Genomic DNA, 18,388 nt, shown 5'->3' on the forward strand with positions numbered 1-18,388 from the left:
GAGGCCGCTCAGGGAAGTTTGCGAAGCTGCAGGAGAGGCTCCAGGGGCCGGCTTTCCTTGAGGTCGGCGCGCAGTTCTTCGTACGGTCCGCAGACCGCCCGGTAATCGCAGGTGGCGCAACTCTCCTCGCGAGGCGCGGCGGGAAGGAAGCCTTCGCCCACCGCCTGGTCGATGGTCTCCAGCACTGATCCGATCCGGTTCCGGCCCTCCCGGTCGAGCCGGAGCCGGTGGATCCGGAAGTTCCCTCTCTGGGTGCAATAGTGGAGGCGTCCCCCAACGACCGGGACGCCCAGGAGTTCCTGGGCAGCCAGGGAATAGAGGAGGGGTTGGAGGGTTTCGCCTTGTCCCACCGACTGGGGTATGGGCTCCCTGGCTTTGCCGGTCTTGTGGTCGGTGATCCGGAGGACGCGGTGAGAGGGATGCATTTCCACCAGGTCGACGATCCCCCGGAGCCGCATCCCGTCCAGGATGACGGCCTCTCCGGGAGTGCTGTCCCGGTCCCGGTCCTCGCCTCCGGCAAGGCCGAAAGCGTAGTCGAAGTGGATCGGCACCCATCCGTCCGACTCCTGGCTGGCGCCGCGGATCCAGGTCCGGAGGTCGATTCGCAGGTCCTCGACCTCCGACTCCCAGACCGAAGGGAGAATTGGAGCCATGCGTTCCCGGTAGGCCCCGGCGACCTGGTCCAGCACCTGGTCCGCCCGGCTCAGGAGGTCCTCCAACCTTCCAGCGTTCATGGGGAGCAGGTCCTCTTCCCGGAGCCGGCGAAAGAGCCGGGACTGGACTTCGTGGAAGAGGGAGCCCCGGGTCAGGGGATCCATGCGTTCCGGAGCCAGGGTTTCCTCTTTCGGCCGCAACCTCTGGATGGAGTGGAGGAAGAAGCGGTACGGACAGGAGGCGAATGTTTCCAGGTCCGTGGCGGAATAGCTTCGATTGCGGAGCCGGTGCTTGTGCAGAATCCCGCGGGCCGCGGAATCGGACCGGGCCAGAATCCCGTCGTCGTCCGACCAGGCCGGGCGCCAGCGCTTGTAGCGTGCCCGCAAAGACCGCGCCAGCCACGGATTCACCAGGAGCAGGTACCGCCCCTGGCCCGTGTCCTGAGATTTCGGCGCCTGCAGGACCGGCCCCAGCGTGGACAGATCGTACTCGGCGTCGTCGATGGCACGAGCGGGATCCCGGGGCGCGGTCCAACCCAGACGGGTGCTGGAGGCCGCGGCGCTCGTCCGTTCCAGTTCCTGGACGTCGGGCAATTGTCCCAAGGCCGCGCGCATCAGTTCCAGGGCGTAGAGGGAGGGGACCCGGGACCGTCCCCGCACCAGGTCCATGCGCGGGTAGGAAGCGATGAGGCGCCGGGAGGCCGCGGCCAGAGCGATGCGCAACAACCGGCGCTCCTCCCGGATCTTGTCCGCCAGCAAGGGAAGGTGGCCCGAAACCCGCTGGCGCAGCGGGTCCGGCAGCAGCGGGTCCTCGGTTGCCTTGCGGGGGAAGATTCCCTCCGAGAGTCCGGGAAGACAGACCACCTGGAAGGACCGGCCGCACGCCTCCCCCGGCGTTCCGACGAAGACCCGGCCGTAGGGTCTCTCCGGCGGGTCCCGTCTCAGTTCGCCGAGGCGTTGGCTCAGGACCTCTCTCACCTCGGTGAGGGTCACCGGTCCCACCTGTCCCATGGGCTCCAGTTCGGCCAGGAGGGACAGCACCGTGTCCGGCCGGTGCAGAGCCAGGGCGGACAGCCGGCGGAGCCGCTCCAGCCAGGCCCGCCAGTTCTGCTGGTGAGGAAAGTCTCCCAGAAACTCGATGACCGGCAGGGCAAAATCCCTGAGGTTCCTGAGCCGGTCCAATCGGCTCCGGAGCGCCTGTCCCGCCGCTTCGTTCCCCTCCGCCTCCCTTCGTCTCCGTTTCGCCAGGAGGTCCGATTCCAGGACGGCGAGCCGGCTCTCCCAGCGGTCCCTGCCGCCGATGACGGCGGCATCCACCAGGAGCCGTTCCCAGTGAGCCGGAGTCCTGAGGGTGCCGGCGATCACCGGAGAACGGTCGTCTTCCGGGTCCGGGTCGCCCTCCGCCGCCGCGGGCGCGTCGCCGCCGGACTTGAAGCTCAGCTCCAGGTCTTCCCCCGGACCGGCCCAGGGAGGTTGCTGCTCGACCCGATCCGGGGAGGGGTGGCCGCGCGGAACCTGGCCCAGGGAGAGGTACTCCGCGAATCGGCTGGCCGTGAGGCCCTCCTCGGCGCACTCCAGGAGGGTCAGAAGAGCCCGTCCCGCCGGGTCGGGACGCGAGATGCCCCGGCTGAAGTAGCCGGGGATGCCTGCACGGGCCAGCGCCTCCTCCATCTGGGACTGGTAGGCCTCCGGATTGCGCAACAGGACCGCCATCCGGTCGAAGGCCGTTCCCCGCTTGGCCTCCTCCAGGAGGGACCGGGCGATCTCCACGCACTCGTGACCCTCGCCCACGGCCGAAAAGAGTCGAAAGCCGGGATCCATGGGACCGCCGGCGACCTCTCCGGCAGCGAAGAGGCTCGACCGGATTCGGCCCAGAGCGGCCCCGCCGGCCTCTCCTCCGTTCCGGGGCGGGGTTGGAGCCGCCACTTTCAACAGCGCCCGGAAGGCCTCCATGCCCGGTTCGTCCCCCGAGAGAACCAGGGCCAGCGTCGCCGGAGACCTGCCGATGAGAGAGCCGAAAAAGCGGAACTCGGCCCGGGAACGGGGAGGAACGTCCAACAGCACCACGGGAAGTCCGGCCCACGGAGACTCTCCGTAAAGAGCCCCGGCCGCCAGCTCCAACAACCTGGCCCGGTCGGCCAGGGCATGTGCCTGGAGTTCCCGCGTGTACAGCTCCAGCAGGTCGGCCAGATCGGGTCCGCCCCGGCTGCATTGCGCCAACCGGTCACCGCGGGCTTGAGCCAGACGCAGGTCCTGTAGCGTGGACGCCAGGGCGCGGGAGAAGCCGGGCATACCGGAGACGGGAGCAAAGTAACCTGGGCTGCCTGCTTCCCGGCTCCGGTAACCGGCCCGAGCGGCCAGGGCCTCCAGTCCCAGCCGGCTCAGGGGAGCCAGGCCCCCTCCCGCCAGATCCGGGGTCGCCAGCGCCGCCGCCAGTTGTGCCGGTGTCCACCGATGGAGACCCATCCGGCCCTGGTTGCGCAGAGACAGGGTTCTCGCCAATTCGTCGGCCGCCGCCCGGGTCGACGCCAGGATCAGAATCTCGCCGGGGCAGTCCAGGGAATCAATCCAGAGATCCACGACGGCGGGGACCGACTCGTATCGGGTGACCTCCTGAATTCGATTGGACATGTCGGCAGATGAGAATCCGCGGAGAAGCTCGGGCCGGCATTATATCCCCGAGCTGTGCATCCACATAGGGGCGCGCTGCGAGGCGGCGAAGAGGCATCGGCCGAAGCCTTCCCGTAGTAAACTGGCCGGCGGGAGAAACTGCGCTTGCGAAAATCGGTCTGGGTGTTGGTGTTGGCGCTTCCGGTGGCGACCGTCGGCGTGTGCGGCGCCGGGGATTGGCCCCAGTTCCGGGGGAGTCCCTCCCTGACCGGCGTGTCCGGCGCACGGTTGCCGTCCTCTCCCGAACTCGCCTGGACTCATGAGGCGGGCGATCCCATCGAGTCCTCGGCTGCCGTCAGTGGTGGGCGCGTCTTCGTCGGTACGGCGGGAGGCGAGCTGCACGCCGTCGACCTGGAATCGGGCGCGTTGGCCTGGCGGTACGAGGCGCAGGACGCCATTGGAGAGTCCTCGGCTGCCGTTTCCGGCGGCAGCGTCTATATCGCCGATTTGTCGGGAATGCTCCACGCCGTGTCCGAGGCCGACGGGACCAGGCGCTGGACCTTTCAGACCGACGGTGAGGTGAAATCTTCCCCGGTGGTGTTGTCAGACTCGGTCCTGGTCGGTTCCTACGACGGGTACCTCTATTGCATTTCCGCCGGCGGAGGGGACCTTCGCTGGAAGCGGGAGACGGACGGACCGCTCCACTGCACCCCCGGAGTTCTCGACGGAATCGCCTACGTTTCAGGGTGCGACGGCATGTTGCGCGGGATCCGGGTCTCCGACGGAGAGCCGGTGGTCACGGTGGATGTGGGCGCCTACACCGGGGCCTCCCCGTCCCTCGCCGGAGACAGGGCCGTCTTCGGGACCTTCGACAACCAGGTGCTGGCCGTGGGGCTGAAATCCGGCGCCGTTCTCTGGCGTTACCAGGCTCCGGAGCGGGCGGCGCCGTTTTACTCGTCCGCCGCCCGGTTCGGCGGGAAGGTCGTGGTGGGAGGACGGGACAAACTGGTTCATTGCCTGGATGCCGACACCGGAAAGGCGTTGTGGACCCATGCCACCCGGGCTCGAGTGGACTCCTCTCCGGCCATTGCCGATGGGCGGGTCTGGGTCGGTTCCTACGACGGCCGGCTCTACTCGCTGGACCTGGAGACCGGGAAGCCGTTGTGGGAGTTTCGAACGGGCGGGAGGATTTCCGCTTCCCCCGCGGTGGCGGCCGGCCGGGTCATCGTCGGGTCCCAGGACGGACTGCTCTACTGTTTCGGCGCCGCTTCCCGGTGATTCCCCGCGCCAACCCGGGCTCGATACTCGGCCCTCACTTCATAACCCAGCGCCGTGACTTCATTTCGAAGCGGGGCAGAGTCCCCGGCGGCACCGGCGAGACGGGAATTCTCAGCGCGAAGGCGGCGTGAAGCTCCCGCTCCAGTTGCCGGGCTCCCCCTTCCCCCAGGCTCGACTCGATCTGGATCGTCATTTCCTTGAGCACGCCCGACTCGTGGACCTCCACCCGGTACTCGGAGATTTCCGGGCGTTTCCGGATCACCTCCTCGACGGCGGCCGGAAACAGGTTCACGCCCCGGATCACCACCATGTCGTCGACCCTCCCCAGAACGCCGCCTTCCAGCGCCAGCTCGAATCGGCCGCAGGCGCAGGGGCTCATGGTGGACGGTTTCACCAAGTCTCCGGTCCGGTAGCGCAGGACCGGCGACCCGACCCGGTCCAGCGTGGTCAGAATCAACTCCCCCGTCTCCCCCGGGGCGATGGGACGGGAGGTGGCCGGGTCCACCACCTCGGCCAGACAGGCGTTTTCCAGGACGTGCAGGACGCCCCGACGGGAAGGGCACTCGTAGCTGACGGGGCCCACCTCGGTCATGCCGTGGTGGTCGCGAAGGCGGGCTCCCCAGGCGGCTTCCAGGCGCGTCCGGGTGGCCTCGATGCACCCCCCCGGTTCTCCGGCCGTCAACAGGATTCGAACCGGGGACTGCTCCAGCGAGAGGCCGTTTTCCGACGCGACCTCAGCCAGGTGCAGGGCGTAGGTCGGCGTGGCGCAGAGGACGTCCACCCGGTTGTCCAGAATGGCTCGCAGGCGCCCCAGGCTGCTCTGCCCGCCGCCCGGAATACAGAGTGTCCCCAGGGCTTGCGCCGCGTCGAAGGCGGTCCAGAAACCCAGGAAGGGGCCGAAGGAGAAGGCGAAGAAGATGCGGTCCCCGGGCCTCACTCCCGACATCCGGTAGACGGTCTTCCAGCACTCCAGCATCTTGTCCCAGGTCTCGGCGGTGTCCAGGCAACGGAGCGGTTCGCCCCGGCTGCCGCTGGTCTGGTTGAAACGGGTGTAACGGTGCAGCGGAAAGCTCAGGTTGCGGCCGAAGGGAGGATTCCGGACCTGGTCCTCCAGGAGCTCCCGTTTCCCGGTGAACGGAACCTGGCGCCGAAACTCGCGGAGGCTCGGAGGCTTCCGTGTCAGCGGTGTGGGGCCCAGCTTCTCCCGGTAGAACGGATTCGAGGCCAGGACCGTTTCCAGCAGCCGCTGCAGTTTCTCACGCTGCCGTTTCCGGATGGCTTCCGGTCCGGGGGGCTCCATAGGACTCAAAGGCTCTCCAGCAGGCGGGAAGGAGCGGCGTCGATCCGGGCGGAGATTTCAGGCGGGATGGGGATGGAGGACATGAGGCCCGTCTCCTCGGAGACCCGGACGCAGACGACCTTGAGGGCGCCGGCCGCCACCACCTGGAGACCGTTGCGGGACTGTTTCCGGAAAATAAAATCCAGGAGGAGGGATTTTTCCTCCTTGGCGCGCACCAGGAGGTGGATCTCCACCACGTCCTCGAACCGGAGGGGTTTCCGGTAGTCGCAACTGGCGCTGAGCCGGGGCCAACCCAACGTCCCCCGGGGCCCGCTGAAGTGACCCGCGAATCCCAGCGAGCGGTAGAACTCGTGCTCCGTCTCCTCCATGAAGCGGAAAAAGTTGGCGAAGTGGACGATGCCGGCCATGTCCGTGTCCGCGAACTGGATCCGGCGGCTGGCCTTGAACTCGTACGCCACTGGACTCGACTACCTGATCGCTGGTCCGGTTGCGGTTGCGGCCCGGCGGAGGGGCGGGCGAAAGCCCTCCCCGGCCAGCGGATGGCCATGTTTCAAGGGCGGCGGCAACTCCACCAGCTCCTCGATGGCGCCGAAAAGATCGTCGAACTCCCGGAAGAGGTGGCCGATGAGGCAGTCGGTGAGGTCGCCCCTCAGGTCCCCATGCCGGTTCAGAAGCCGCCGGAAGCTGAACTCCCGGTCGTAGAAGGCATAGACCAGGCGCCGCATGGCCTCGATGCCCCGAGTCAGGTCGCGTCCATACCGGGCGAAACGGTCCGCGCCGACGTCACCCGCCTTGAGGGCGTCGTCGATGGCGTCCGCGGCCATCTCTCCGCTCTTCAGCGCCAGGAACACGCCGGAGGAGAAGATGGGGTCCAGGAAGGCGAAGGCGTCTCCCACCAGCACCAAGCCCGGGGCGGCGCAGTAGCGTGAACGGTACGAGTAGTCCCCCGTCAATCTCACCGGACCCTCCTGGCGTCCCGAGGCCACGTGCTTGCGGATCCACGGATTGCGCTGGATCTCGCGGTCGAAAATGTTCTGGAGGTCCCGGGAGTCGCGAAACAGGTAGCTCTTGTGGGCTACGGCGCCGACACTGACCTGATCGTCCGGGAGCGGGATGTACCAGAACCACCCCTTCTCGGGCAGGTAGGCGATGGTGGTGGCTCCTTCGTCCAGCCCCGGGTCCCGGAGCGCGCCCCGATAGTAGGTCCAGAGCGCCGCCCGGTTCAGGGCCCGGTCCCGTATCCTCCAGCGGTTGGAGGCGGCGGACACGGCGGCTCGGCCCGTGGCGTCGACGGTCATGGGCGCCAGGACCCGGAACCTCTCGCCGTCGCGGGTGACGGCCTCCACGCCCGTGACCGAACCCGCTTCCCGGACCAGGCGGGTGACCGAGACCTCTTCCCGGACCGTGGCTCCCTTGGCCCGGGCGTTGTCCAGCAGGAGAGAATCGAACTCGCTGCGCAGGACCTGCCAGGTGGTGGAGGCTTCGTGGTCCAGGTGCTGAAAAAAGTAGAAGGGCTGGGAGACGCGTCCCCCGGTGGAGACGAACTGGACGCTGTATTTGCGGGGAAAGGCCGAACGCTTGAGCTGCTCGATCAGTCCCAGTCGCTCCAGGGTGAAGTAGCAATAGGGCATCAGCGATTCCCCCACCGAGTAGCGGGGAAACCGCTCCTTCTCCAGCACCAGCACCTTCCATCCGGTCTGGGCCAGCAAGGCGGCGGTGGTCGCGCCGGCGGGTCCTCCCCCGGCCACCACCACGTCGTAATCTCGGACTGTCTCCGTCATTTACGTGTAGCGCGAATCTTGATGCTCCCGGAGGAAGAATAGGGGCAACAGCCGATCCACCTGCAGCAGGCCCTCCCGGCTGAGTTCCAATTCTTCGGGGGAGGCCGTCATGTAGCCCTCCCCGGCCAGTTCGCCGATGGGATCCGCGAACCTCTCGAGAATGTCCACTTGGAATTTGTTCCGAAAATACCCGGTCCGGACCCGGCCCAGCTTCAACTGCAGGATCAGCTCCCGGATCAGGCGCTCCTCACCGGTCGGCGTCAGGGCGCGGTGCAAGGGGAGCTCCCCCTGGTCCAGGCGGCGCAGGTAGGGTCCCATGTCGTGCTCGTTCTGGAAATGGGTCCCTCCCACGTGGGAGAAGGAAGCCACTCCCAGGGCCATCATGTCGGCCCCCGACCAGAGCTGGTCCCGGTAGAGGAACCGGCTCCGTTCCGGCGATCGGACGGCGGTGTAGGCGCTGGCCACGTGGTAGCCGTTTTGTTCCAGTTCCTGGAAAGCCAGGTCCACCCAGCGGCGCTTGGTGGGCCAGTCGGCCACGGGCGCCCGAGTCTGCCCCTGGTCGCGCATACGCTGGTAGATGGTGGTGTTGAAGGGAATCTCCATCTGGTAGACGGTGACGCTGTCGGGTTGAAGCTGGAGGGTGTTCTCCACGCACCGGCGCCAGTTCTCCTCCGTCTCGTCCAACATCCCGGCAATGAGATCGATGTTGACCTGGGGGAAGTCGAGCCGGCTGGCCCGCTCGTAGACGTCCCAGATCTCGCGGGAACGGTGCGCCCGGCCGTTGATCTCCAGGACATGGTCGTCGAAGTTCTCCACCCCCAGGCTGAGGCGGGTGACGCCGAGGTCGCGCAGAAGCTCCAGCTTCCCCGGCGTCAGCGTGCCGGGCTCGCATTCGAAGGTGATCTCCCGGGCGTGATCCCAGGAGAAATGCTGCTTCAACTCCTCGACCAGGGCCGAGAGTTGCCGGGTGGAGAGGTAGGACGGAGTCCCGCCTCCGAAGTAGATGAAGTCCAGTTCCCGGCCGTTCACAAAAGGAAGCCGGGAGTAGAGGTCCAGCTCCCGGACCAGTGCGTCCAGATAGCCCAGGATCTCCCGGGAACCCTTGCCCGTATAGACCTTGAAATAGCAGAAATGGCAGCGCTTGCGGCAGAAGGGGATGTGGAGGTAGAGGCCCAGCGGTGTCTCGGGGTCCGCGGGGCGCGCCAAAGCCGCCAGTGCGTCCGTCACGCCCTCCGGCTTCCAGAAGGAGAAAGGGGGATAGTTGGCGATGAAGTAGTTGCTGGCGACGGTGTCCTTGTCCGATTGCATCACGCAAGCCCGGCCGCGGCGGGGCCGGATCGCCTGCCGCCGCGCGGGGTCATTCTATCAGACGGAATTTGGCGGACGGGTGGAGGGGAGACTTCCAGTCGTCCTGCACTCATTGCCAGATGTCCACTTCGGAGTTCGGCGGTTGGAAACCGGCCGCTCCCGGCGACGGGGAGGTCGCCGCTATTCCGAACGGAGGGAGGCGATGACGGGGGTGCGGATGGCGGCGGCGACGGCGGCCAGCGAGGCCAGCAGCCCCACCAGGAGGACCAGGCCGGCGAGGGCTCCGGTGGGGGCCAGGGCGGGGCCCAGGTCGCGGGCGAGGAGAACCGGGGCCACAGCGACCAGGGCCGAGGAGACCCCCGTCACCAGGGCGAAACCCACCAGCAGCAGGTTCTCGGCCAGCACCATGGCGCCAAGGTGGCCCGGTCCGTAGCCGACGGCCCGCATCAAGGCCAGCTCTCTGCGGCGCTCCAGGACGTTTCGGAGCAGGATCACCGCGGTTCCCAACGTTCCCAGCAGCAGGCCCAGCGCCCCCAGGCTCTGGAAGGTGGACAGGTACGTATTCTCGACCCGGTGGAAGCTGGCCAGGCGGTCGGCGGTGGAGGTGGCGTCGAACCCGTAGTCGGAGAGGCTCCGCTCCAGGCGTTCAACCCAGTCCCCGTCCTCGCGGTCGGGAGTCTCGATGAGGAAGTAGCGGTAACCCTGCTGTTTCGGGAACAGCTTCAGGAAGTTCCGCTCGGAGATCACGATCTCGCCTTGCAGAACGCTGTCGGACAGGGCTCCCACCAGCTTCAGCCGGACCGGCTCCCCTTCCGCCCGGTTCAGAACGATCTTTTCTCCGAGGCCGGTGTGCAGCGAATACGCCATTGAGGTGGCGTCGGCGATGGCGGGAATCGCCGAGTCTTCCGGGTCCGCCTCCAGCAGGCGCCACGGATTGTCCTGGTCTTCGGAAGCCAGCGAAGAACTGAAGCTGAAGCGTCCCAGGTCCAGAAAGGCGGATGGTGCGCCCAGGATTCTCGGGTTGGCCGGGCGATAGAGATTGCGGCAACTGGCGTCGTCCCCGGGACGGAGCCGGAACGACCAGAAGCGGAGCTTTTCCCGAGAGGGCAGCCGGTCCAGGTTCAGTTCGGGTGCGCTCTCCGGGTCGTCGGGGTCCTGGAAGAAGGGAAGCGACGACTCGGCCGCCAGGGAGAATCCGCCGGTTCCCGACCCGGGCGCCAGGGAGGGGCCACCCTCGCGGCGAAAGACTCCCACCGTCACGATGATGAAGGAGGCCAGCGCGATGAGGCCGATGGAGAGGAGGGCCCGGCCCGGCCGGTAGCTCATGTTCCGGAGTCCGATCCGGCTCAGGGCCGCGATCCCCCGTCCCTGGAATCGCAGCGCCCGGTCCGAGGCAAGAAACCACCACTGGAACGCCAGGAGAGAGACCAGCAGCAGGGCGCCGGAGCCGAAGAATCCGGCCGTCTGGCCGATCCAGTCCTGGATCGCCGCCAGCAGGAAGATCAGTCCGGCCGCTCCCAGCGCCAGCGCCGCCAGCAGGGACCGCCGTCCGGAGCCGGGGGCCAGCGGCTCCTTCTCGCCCGCCAGCAGGAGCCGGGGAGGCGCCTTGCCGAGCCTTCGAAGGGTCAGCAGGATACAGGCGAAGGCGGCCGCCACCCCGGCGGCGGCCCCAACCAGAAGGGTCGCCGGTTCCACGTGCAGGGTCAGCCTGGTGGTTCCCACCGCCGAGATCCAGCGGGTTCGCAGGCCCCACATCATCAGCCAGCCGTAGGCGGCGGCTCCCGCCAGGCCCACCAGGCTCCCGGCGAGGGCCAGGACCAGGCCTTCAGCCGCGAAGATGCGCCGGATCAGAGGTTCCGAAATCCCCAGGGCCTTGAACAGGCCGACTTGGCGCAGCCGCTGCTCCAGGCCCAGCTTGAAGAAAAGGACGGTCAGGAGCAGGGCGGAGACGACCAGGAAGAAACTGAAGTAGAGGAAGTACTCGCCGAAGTCGGTGCTCCCGCGCGACGCCTCGATGCCGGTGACCCTGACCGGGTGCAGGGCGAATCCCATGTTCTCGGGGGTGAGGTTTGCCAGCAGGCTCGTCCGAAAGCGGTCGAGAGTCTCGCCCAGCGTGAGTTCGTCCGGTTTCCCGAAGCGCAGCGAGGTCACGTCGCCGAACCGGGACCCCCACAGCTTCTGGACGGTTTCAAGAGGGAGAAACGCCTTGGGGGTGGTGCGGTAGCGTTCCCAATAATCTTCGTCCTGATGCCGGATCCTCGAGAGGTCGACGGGGAAGGGCGGGTCCCAATGGGAGATGGACTCGGTCCGGCTGATGCCCTCGAATTCGGGAACCAGGTCCCGGTCCGCGGCCGGGCCGGAGAGGGGAACGACCCCGGCCACCCGGAATTCCGCCGTCTGCGTCGAGAGCCCCCGTCGGTAATCCCAAAGGAAATACTCCAGTGTCACAGGTGTTCCGGGGCCGATCCCCAGATCCCGGGAGGTCCAGTCGTTGAGCCAGATCGGCGCGGGAGAACCCTCCTCTTGGGAATCTGATGCCGCGCCCCCCGAGATCAGGGCCAGGTGGTCCGATTCGAGCCCCGTCACCAGAGAGTAGGGGACACTCTTCTCGCCATGGGCAATGGAGTTGACGACGTAGCTGAAGATGGGCCGGGGCTTCAGGTTCAGGGCGGCGCCCGCCCGCCGGGCCGCGGCAACCACGGGTTGCTCCAGCAGGCCCCCTTCATGCTCCAACGAGAGGCAGGAGCAATGTTCCAGGGCCCGGATCCGGAGTCCGGCATCGTCCGGAGTGAAGGATTTCCGGAGCATTCCAGAAAGCCGGTTCCCGTCATTCCCGGACGGGTTCTCGCTTTCGGACAGGAGCAGCGCGTTGACCCGGCCCTCCTGTTCCAGGGCCCGCTGAATCTCGGCCAGGGGCAGAAACAGGGTCCGGACTGCGGCGCCTCGATGCAGGATCGAGAACTCTCCCAGGTTCTCCGGCTGCAGGACGCGGCTGCCCCGGACCCTCAGCGTGGTTCCCGAGGAGTCCCTCCGGCCATGAAGAGTTTCGGCCGGAGTCGCAGCCTGCTGCTGCAGCGTCACCAGCAGACTGTCCCCTTCCTTCCAATCCAGCTCCCGCGCCAATTCGGGACTGAGGAGGGCGCTGCGGCGGTCCAGGGGCTCGGACGGCTGTCCGTGGAATGCCCAGAACCGCTCGTCCACTCCGTAGACCTGGACCCGGGACGCCAGTCGCCGGGTGCCGGCGTGAACCACGGCGCCTTCCGCCGCCATGAGGGGACAGACGCCCCCGAAAGCCTGGGAGAAGCCGGGATGGGCCTGGAGTCTCCGGGCCAGATCCTCGGGGAAGGGCATGGAGGCCGTGACGGCGGTGTGCGTCTTGCCCAAGCGCTCCAGCACCAGCGCCCTGAGGCTGGAGCGGACCGAATCTCCCACCAGGAGGGCGCCGGCCAGCGTGGCGACGCTCACGGCCACACCCCCGATGATGGCCAGTTGGGTGGGCCAGAAGTGGACGAGGCTTCGTATGACGACCCGGCGGAGCCTCATCGCGGGTGGAGCCGGCATTCGCGGAGCTCATAACGGTTGGGAAACCGCGCCGCCAGCTCCAGATTGTGGGTGACCACCATGAGAATCGTGCGCCGGCGCCCGTGCAGCTCCAACAGGAGGTCGCTGACGGTTTCCGCCGACCGGCGGTCCAGGTTGCCGGTGGGCTCGTCGCAGAGCAGCAGAAAAGGATCCAGGATCAAGGCCCGGGCCAGGGCCGCGCGCTGTTTCTCCCCGCCCGAGAGTTCCCAGGGCCGGTGATCGAGGCGACCGCCGAGACCCACCCGTTCCAGCAGGCCGCGGGCCTTGCGCACCTGATCCCCGCCGTTGGACCGGGCGCGGGTGACCAGGGTCGGTATCAGGACGTTTTCCAGGACGGAGCATTGGGGCAGGAGGCAGTGATCCTGGAAGACAAAACCCACCTGCCGGTTCCTGAATTGGGCCAGTTCTCCCGGCTCCAATTCGAACGGATTCTGCCCCTCCAGCCGGACGGTGCCGGCCGTGGGCGGCTCCAGAGCTCCCAGGATGTAAAGCAGCGTGCTCTTGCCGCTACCGGAGGGTCCCACGATCGAAACCGCGTCTCCCCGGGAGAGGGACAATGAAACTCCTGACAGCACCGGAAGGGTGCCCCGGGGCGTGGCGTAGTCCTTGCTCAGCTCCCGGACCTGCAGGCCGCCCGGTCCCCGGGGAGAGCTGCCGCTCCCGGCGGGCATGCGTCCGGGTTTGGACGGACTGGTCAGGCGCTCGTAGGACTGCAGCGTGGCGGCCGCCATTTGACGCGCGTCGTAGTGCGCCCGAACTCCTTCCCGCCCGCGCCGGCCCAACTCGGCTGTCCGTTCCGGATCGCGTTGGAGATCCAGAATCCCGCGAGCCAGGTCGGCGGAGTCGTCCGGCTCCACCAGCAGGCCGCCGCCGGTGGCCGCGAGGATCTCCGGGAAGACCCCGCGCCTCGGCTGGACCACGGGAATGCCGCAGGCCTGAGCCTCCAGCGTGTAGAGTCCCCTGGGTTCGTCGTAGCAGGCGGGCACCGAGAGAACGTCCAATTCCTGCAGGAACCGGATCTTCTCCGCACGACTCAGGCTGCCCCGGTACTGGAAGCTGTCCTCCAGGCCCCACCGGCGCATCTTCTTCCTGATCCCTTGCAGATAGCCGGAATGATCGGTGGACGGATCACCCGCCACCAGCAGGCGCGTGCTGCCCGGACCCGACTTGCGGGCGACGCCGCGATACGCTTCACAGAGGAGGTGCAACCCCTTCTCGGGCGCGATCCGGGCCAGGTATCCCACGGTGAAGGGACGGGACGGCGCGGAGTCGCGCGGCTGAAAGTCGTCGACGTGGATTCCCGAACGGATTACGCCGACCTTGGAGCCGGGGAGTTCCAGGTAGTCCCGCATCGCTCGGGCGTGGTAGCGGCTCACGGCGTGGAACTGATCGATGAACTCGGCATTGGCCCGGATCCTCTCCTGGGCCTGGGACCGGTAGGGTTCGTTCAACGCCTTCAGGAACAGGTCCTCGCCCTGGAGGGTGCAGCAGACGGGGCAGGACAGGGCCTTTTTCAAGGCGGGAGCCAGTCCGCTGAGCAGACTGTTCCCCAGGTGGACCATGTCCGGACGGCGGCGGCTTCGGAGCCAACTCAACAGCTTCTCCAGTTCCTTGCGCTGAAAACCCGATTCTCCCCTGAGGACCGAGACTGCGGTCTCCCCCAGTTCGCCGGGGTCGGTCCGGGTTCCCCAGCGGCCGGCCGAGTTCAGCAGCCAGGAGGAGTCCAGGAACCGATCCAGAAACCAGGGAGTCGAACGGAAGAAGGAAAAACGCTGCTGCAGGTAGACGTTGACGCCGCCGAAGAAGGTGGTCCCAAGACTCACGTTGGGTTCGTCGGTGACGGTCGGAGTGTAGAGGGGAACCAACTCGACGTCGTGTCCCCGGGCCAGGAGGTCGGAGGCCAGGGTGTTGTCCCGAAAGCAGGCCCCGCAGTATCTGCCGCCTGCGCCCGCCGTGATGTACACGACCCTCATGGGAAGAAGATTACGCCGGGGCCGGTCCCCGCTGCAAGATGTGGAAATTCCGGTGGGCGCAATTCGTTTCCGCGTGGAGACTTCGGGGACGGGCTGGTAACATGAGCCCGCCTCGACCGGCTACCCGAACGTTGGATGGAATCCATGCCATTGGGACTGAAACATCGAACCGAGTTGATCCTGATTCTCCTGCTCTGCGCCGGGGGTACGCTTCAGGGCCAGACCGTTGAAGGCTCGCTGAGGCTGCTGATCGGGGACGGAACCGGTCCTGTGGAGGGAGCCGCTGCCGAGGTGGTCCAAGAGGAAACAAACCGCCGGCGAACCGGAGTCGCCGACCGGGACGGCCACCTGCTGATCCCGCTTCTTACGTCCGGAACCTACCGTCTGGAAATCGCCCACGCCGGCTACCGGAAGCATGTGGAGAAGTTCTCCCTGCGGGTCAACGAGCGGTTGGAGCTTCGAGTAACGCTGCAGCCGGGCGAACTGACCGAGGAGGTATTGGTCGTGGAGAGCCGCGGGTGGCTCAAGCGGGACTCATTGGCGTTGGGAAGCGTCATCGAGAACTCACAGGTCGCGGGCCTCCCACTGGATGGGAGGAACTTCTTCGAGTTGAGCCTGCTGCTCCCGGGGAGCGCACCCGCCGCGCCCGGATCGGCCGGTTCGGTCCGCGGCGACTTCGCGTTGAACATCAACGGGCAGCGCGAGGCGTCCAACAGTTTTCTGTTGGACGGCGTCTACAACGGAGACCCCAAGCTCAACGGGGTCGGCGTCAACCCTCCCGTCGACGCTATCCGGGAATTCGAAGTGCTCATGGGCACCTACGACGCCTCGTTCGGACGAAACGTGGGCAGTCAGATCAATGTCGTGACCAAGTCGGGCGGCAACCGGTTCCATGGAACCGTCTACGGTTTCTTCCGGAACGCGGCTCTGGATGCCCGGAACTACTTCTCATTGCCTCAGGGGCCGGACCCCGAGTATCGGAGAAGCCAGTTCGGGTTCTCGCTGGGAGGGCCCGTGGTCCGGAACCGGACGTTCTTCTTTGCCGACTACGAAGGACGAAGGGTTCGCCAGGGAGTCACCCGGGGCACCACGGTCCCCACTCTCGCCGAGCGTTCGGGCGATTTTTCAGGCTCCTCAGGTCCGTTGCCGGTGAATCCGTTGACCCGCCAGCCGTTTCCCGGAAACGCGATCCCCACCTTCTGGATGCATCCCACGGGCCGCGCCATCGCTCAACTCTATCCCGACCCCAACCGCTCGGGGGAGGGTCCCAACTTCGTCTCTTCGCCCACCCTGGAGGATCGGGACGACCATTTCGACGTGAGGATCGATCACGCCGCGAGTTCGTCCTCGAACCTGGCAATTCGCTACAGTTTCGGCGACCGGGACCTCTTCGATCCCTTTTCCGGGCCCCTCTTCTCAGCCGTGCCCGGATACGGAACCAACGTCCCCAGGCGCGCCCAGAATCTGGCCGTCAGCGAATCGCATGCCTTCACCTCCCGCTTCCTGAATCAGGTGCGTTTCGCCTTCAACCGGGTTGCAGCCGGCGCTTTCCACGAGAACATGGGCCGGAGCATCAACTCCGAATTGGGTTTGCCCGATCTCTCCGACCGTCCCCGCGATCTGGGGATGAGTCTCATCACCGTCTCCGGGTTTTCGTCTTTGGGGGACGAATACAACAACCCTCAGCACAGCGCGTCGGACACCTTTCAGATTCTGAACCATTCCACCTACGCCAGCGGCAAACATCTCTGGCAAGTGGGCGGGGATGTCCGGATCGTCCGGCAGGACGCCTACCGGGACGTCCAGTCCCGCGGCTTTCTCAACTTCGTGGGCCAGACCGGAATCACGGAAAACGGCTTGGCCGATCTGCTCCTGGGACTGCCCTCGCTGACGGGCGTGGCGCGGCTCGACAATCCCCAGCACCTTCGCAACCGAAGCTACAGCTTCTTCATTCAGGACCATTTCAAGTTGAGGCCCAACCTGACGCTGGCTCTGGGCGTGCGCTATGAGTACAACTCACCGCCCGTCGACAAGGACGATCGGGCCAACGTCTACGATCCGGAGAGTGGATCGCTGGTCGGCGTCGGAACCGGTGGCGTGCCCCGGGGCGGGTATCTGCCCGACCGGAACAACTGGGCTCCCCGGATCGGACTGGCCTGGGGACTGGACCGGGGCGGACGCCTGGTGCTCCGGACGGGGTACGGGGTCTTCTACGACCAATCGCCCCTGGCGCCTGGCGAAGGCCTTTACTTCAATCCGCCGTATTTCGATTTCCGCCTCTACTTCCCGCTGCCCGAACGGCTGTTGACGCTGTATGATCCCTTTCCCCAAAACTACCCTTATCGAATCCCCCCGTCGGTCCTCTTCTACCAGCGGGACCTGGCCCAGGCCTACAGCCAGCACTGGAACCTGAATCTGCAGCGGGAGCTGGGAACCCGGCAGATGATCGAGGTGGGCTACGTGGGGTCCAAGGGGGCCAAGCTCCTGACGGCGCGCGACTTCAACCAGCCGAATCCCAGTCCCGTGGGGCGCTATCGCCGGCCGATCCCGCAGTTCGATGACATCAACATGCTGGAGTCGCGCGGGAACTCCAGCTATCACTCGCTCCAGGCGCGGTTCAACCGCCGGTTGAGTTCCGGGTTTTCGCTGCTGGCCTCCTACAGTTGGGCCAAGTCCATCGATGACTCGTCCAGCTTCTTTTCCAGCACCGGTGATCCCAACTTTCCCCAGGACAGCTCGAACGTCGGGACGGAGCGGGCGCGGTCCAACTTCGACCTGACCCATCGGCTCTCGGTGAGCTATTCCTGGGAGATTCCGGTGGGCCGGGGCCGGTCGTTCCTGGGGGATCTGGGAATTCTCTCCAGTCTCCTCTCCAACTGGCAGAGCTTCGGGATCCTGACCTTCCAGACGGGTCATCCGTTCACCGTGGCCCTGCTTCCGGAGATCGACAACAGCAACACCGGACGGTCGATTCTGGGCTTCGGCGCCAACGACCGGCCTCACCGAACGGCCACCGGGACCATCTCCAATCCCGGTCCGGATCGGTGGTTCGACACCCGGGCCTTCGTTTTTCCCAGCTATGGCAGTTTCGGCAACTCGGGAAGGAACATTCTCGAAGGACCGGGATACGCAACGGTGGACCTTTCGTTGGTGCGGGATACGAAGATTTCCGAGGAGGCCACGGTCCAGTTCCGGGCCGAGTTCTTCAACCTCTTCAACCGGCCCAATCTGCACCTCCCGGATCTCTTTCTGGGCTCGCCCACCTTCGGCCGGATCCTCTCGGCGGGAGAGCCCCGCCACATCCAGTTGGGCCTCAAGCTGTTGTTCTGATCTGGACTGGACCGAGAGGTTCCGCATCCGGTTAACGGCCATGGCGACCTCGTAGCGCGTAGCGCCGTGGACGTAGGACCTCGTAGCGGGACGTAGCGTAGTAAAGGGACAGTCTCGATTTCCCAACATAAAGGGACAGTCCCAATTTCCGTAACAAAGGGACAGTCCCGATTGTTGCGATTGTTGCAGTCGTCTCGATTCCCGCAAAGGCATTCGCGAGATTCGTTTCTACGCGATTACGGATGGGATCGCGGAGCTCTTGATTGATGGTGCCATCGGGTCGGGAACGCGGGGACGGACCGCCTTTTCGCGATCCTTATTGAACTCTGCTTTCCTGTTCTCCTGAACCGTCAGAAATTTGGGAAGAGCCCACGTTTATTGAGTAGTTTCATGATCTGAGGCGTTCGGTGCACCGGTGGAGGGATCGGCGATCGGGCGAGTCTACGTGACAAACGCGTTTGAGCGTTGCTCTCGCAGGGTCTACGGAAGAATTCTCGTAAGTATCTGATATTAATAGTGTTAGGATCTATTCTCCCGAGCGGTTTACCTCATTGCAACCCACCTTCTAAACGG

The 18,388-nt window shown here is 66.2% G+C and carries 9 protein-coding genes and 1 pseudogene; 2 read left to right on the forward strand and 8 right to left on the reverse strand.

Going from position 1 to position 18,388, the window contains the following annotated elements:
• Positions 1-8: 8 nt before the first annotated feature.
• Positions 9-3,284: an exodeoxyribonuclease V subunit gamma gene (locus OXT71_09690; protein ID MDE2926657.1), complete on the reverse strand. Its 3,276-nt coding sequence runs from the start codon at positions 3,282-3,284 to the stop codon at positions 9-11.
• A gap of 144 nt (positions 3,285-3,428) precedes the next feature.
• Between OXT71_09690 and OXT71_09695 the strand changes: the two genes are divergently transcribed.
• The gene (locus OXT71_09695; protein MDE2926658.1) at positions 3,429-4,541 is read left to right on the forward strand and encodes a PQQ-binding-like beta-propeller repeat protein; all 1,113 of its coding nucleotides are present in this window, start codon (positions 3,429-3,431) and stop codon (positions 4,539-4,541) included.
• 34 nt (positions 4,542-4,575) lie between these two features.
• Here OXT71_09695 and OXT71_09700 read toward each other — a convergent pair whose 3' ends face one another.
• The 7 genes and pseudogenes from OXT71_09700 to OXT71_09730 all read right to left on the reverse strand — a co-directional run bounded on the left by OXT71_09700 (position 4,576) and on the right by OXT71_09730 (position 14,485).
• On the reverse strand, positions 4,576-5,841 hold the full coding sequence (locus OXT71_09700; GenBank protein MDE2926659.1) for an AMP-binding protein: 1,266 nt from the start codon (positions 5,839-5,841) through the stop codon (positions 4,576-4,578).
• Positions 5,842-5,846: 5 nt separating this feature from the next.
• Positions 5,847-6,299, reverse strand: a complete 453-nt coding sequence (locus OXT71_09705) for a thioesterase family protein (protein MDE2926660.1) — start codon at positions 6,297-6,299, stop codon at positions 5,847-5,849.
• A gap of 9 nt (positions 6,300-6,308) precedes the next feature.
• Positions 6,309-7,622, reverse strand: a complete 1,314-nt coding sequence (locus tag OXT71_09710; protein MDE2926661.1) for an NAD(P)/FAD-dependent oxidoreductase — start codon at positions 7,620-7,622, stop codon at positions 6,309-6,311.
• The gene (locus tag OXT71_09715; GenBank protein MDE2926662.1) at positions 7,623-8,930 is read right to left on the reverse strand and encodes a coproporphyrinogen-III oxidase family protein; all 1,308 of its coding nucleotides are present in this window, start codon (positions 8,928-8,930) and stop codon (positions 7,623-7,625) included. It lies immediately after the preceding gene.
• Between the two features lie 180 nt (positions 8,931-9,110).
• Positions 9,111-12,491, reverse strand: coding sequence for an ABC transporter permease (locus tag OXT71_09720; protein MDE2926663.1), 3,381 nt, complete (start codon positions 12,489-12,491; stop codon positions 9,111-9,113).
• The gene (locus OXT71_09725) at positions 12,470-13,183 is read right to left on the reverse strand and encodes an ABC transporter ATP-binding protein (protein ID MDE2926664.1); all 714 of its coding nucleotides are present in this window, start codon (positions 13,181-13,183) and stop codon (positions 12,470-12,472) included. The genes OXT71_09720 and OXT71_09725 overlap by 22 nt, the downstream gene beginning before the upstream one ends.
• A gap of 54 nt (positions 13,184-13,237) precedes the next feature.
• A pseudogene (locus tag OXT71_09730) lies at positions 13,238-14,485 on the reverse strand (glycosyltransferase family 4 protein).
• A 144-nt stretch (positions 14,486-14,629) separates the two neighbouring features.
• Between OXT71_09730 and OXT71_09735 the strand changes: the two are divergent.
• Positions 14,630-17,815: a TonB-dependent receptor gene (locus OXT71_09735; protein MDE2926665.1), complete on the forward strand. Its 3,186-nt coding sequence runs from the start codon at positions 14,630-14,632 to the stop codon at positions 17,813-17,815.
• The last annotated feature ends 573 nt before the right edge of the window (positions 17,816-18,388 follow it).

The organism is Acidobacteriota bacterium (assembly GCA_028874215.1).
Taxonomy (GTDB): domain Bacteria; phylum Acidobacteriota; class UBA6911; order RPQK01; family JAJDTT01; genus JAJDTT01.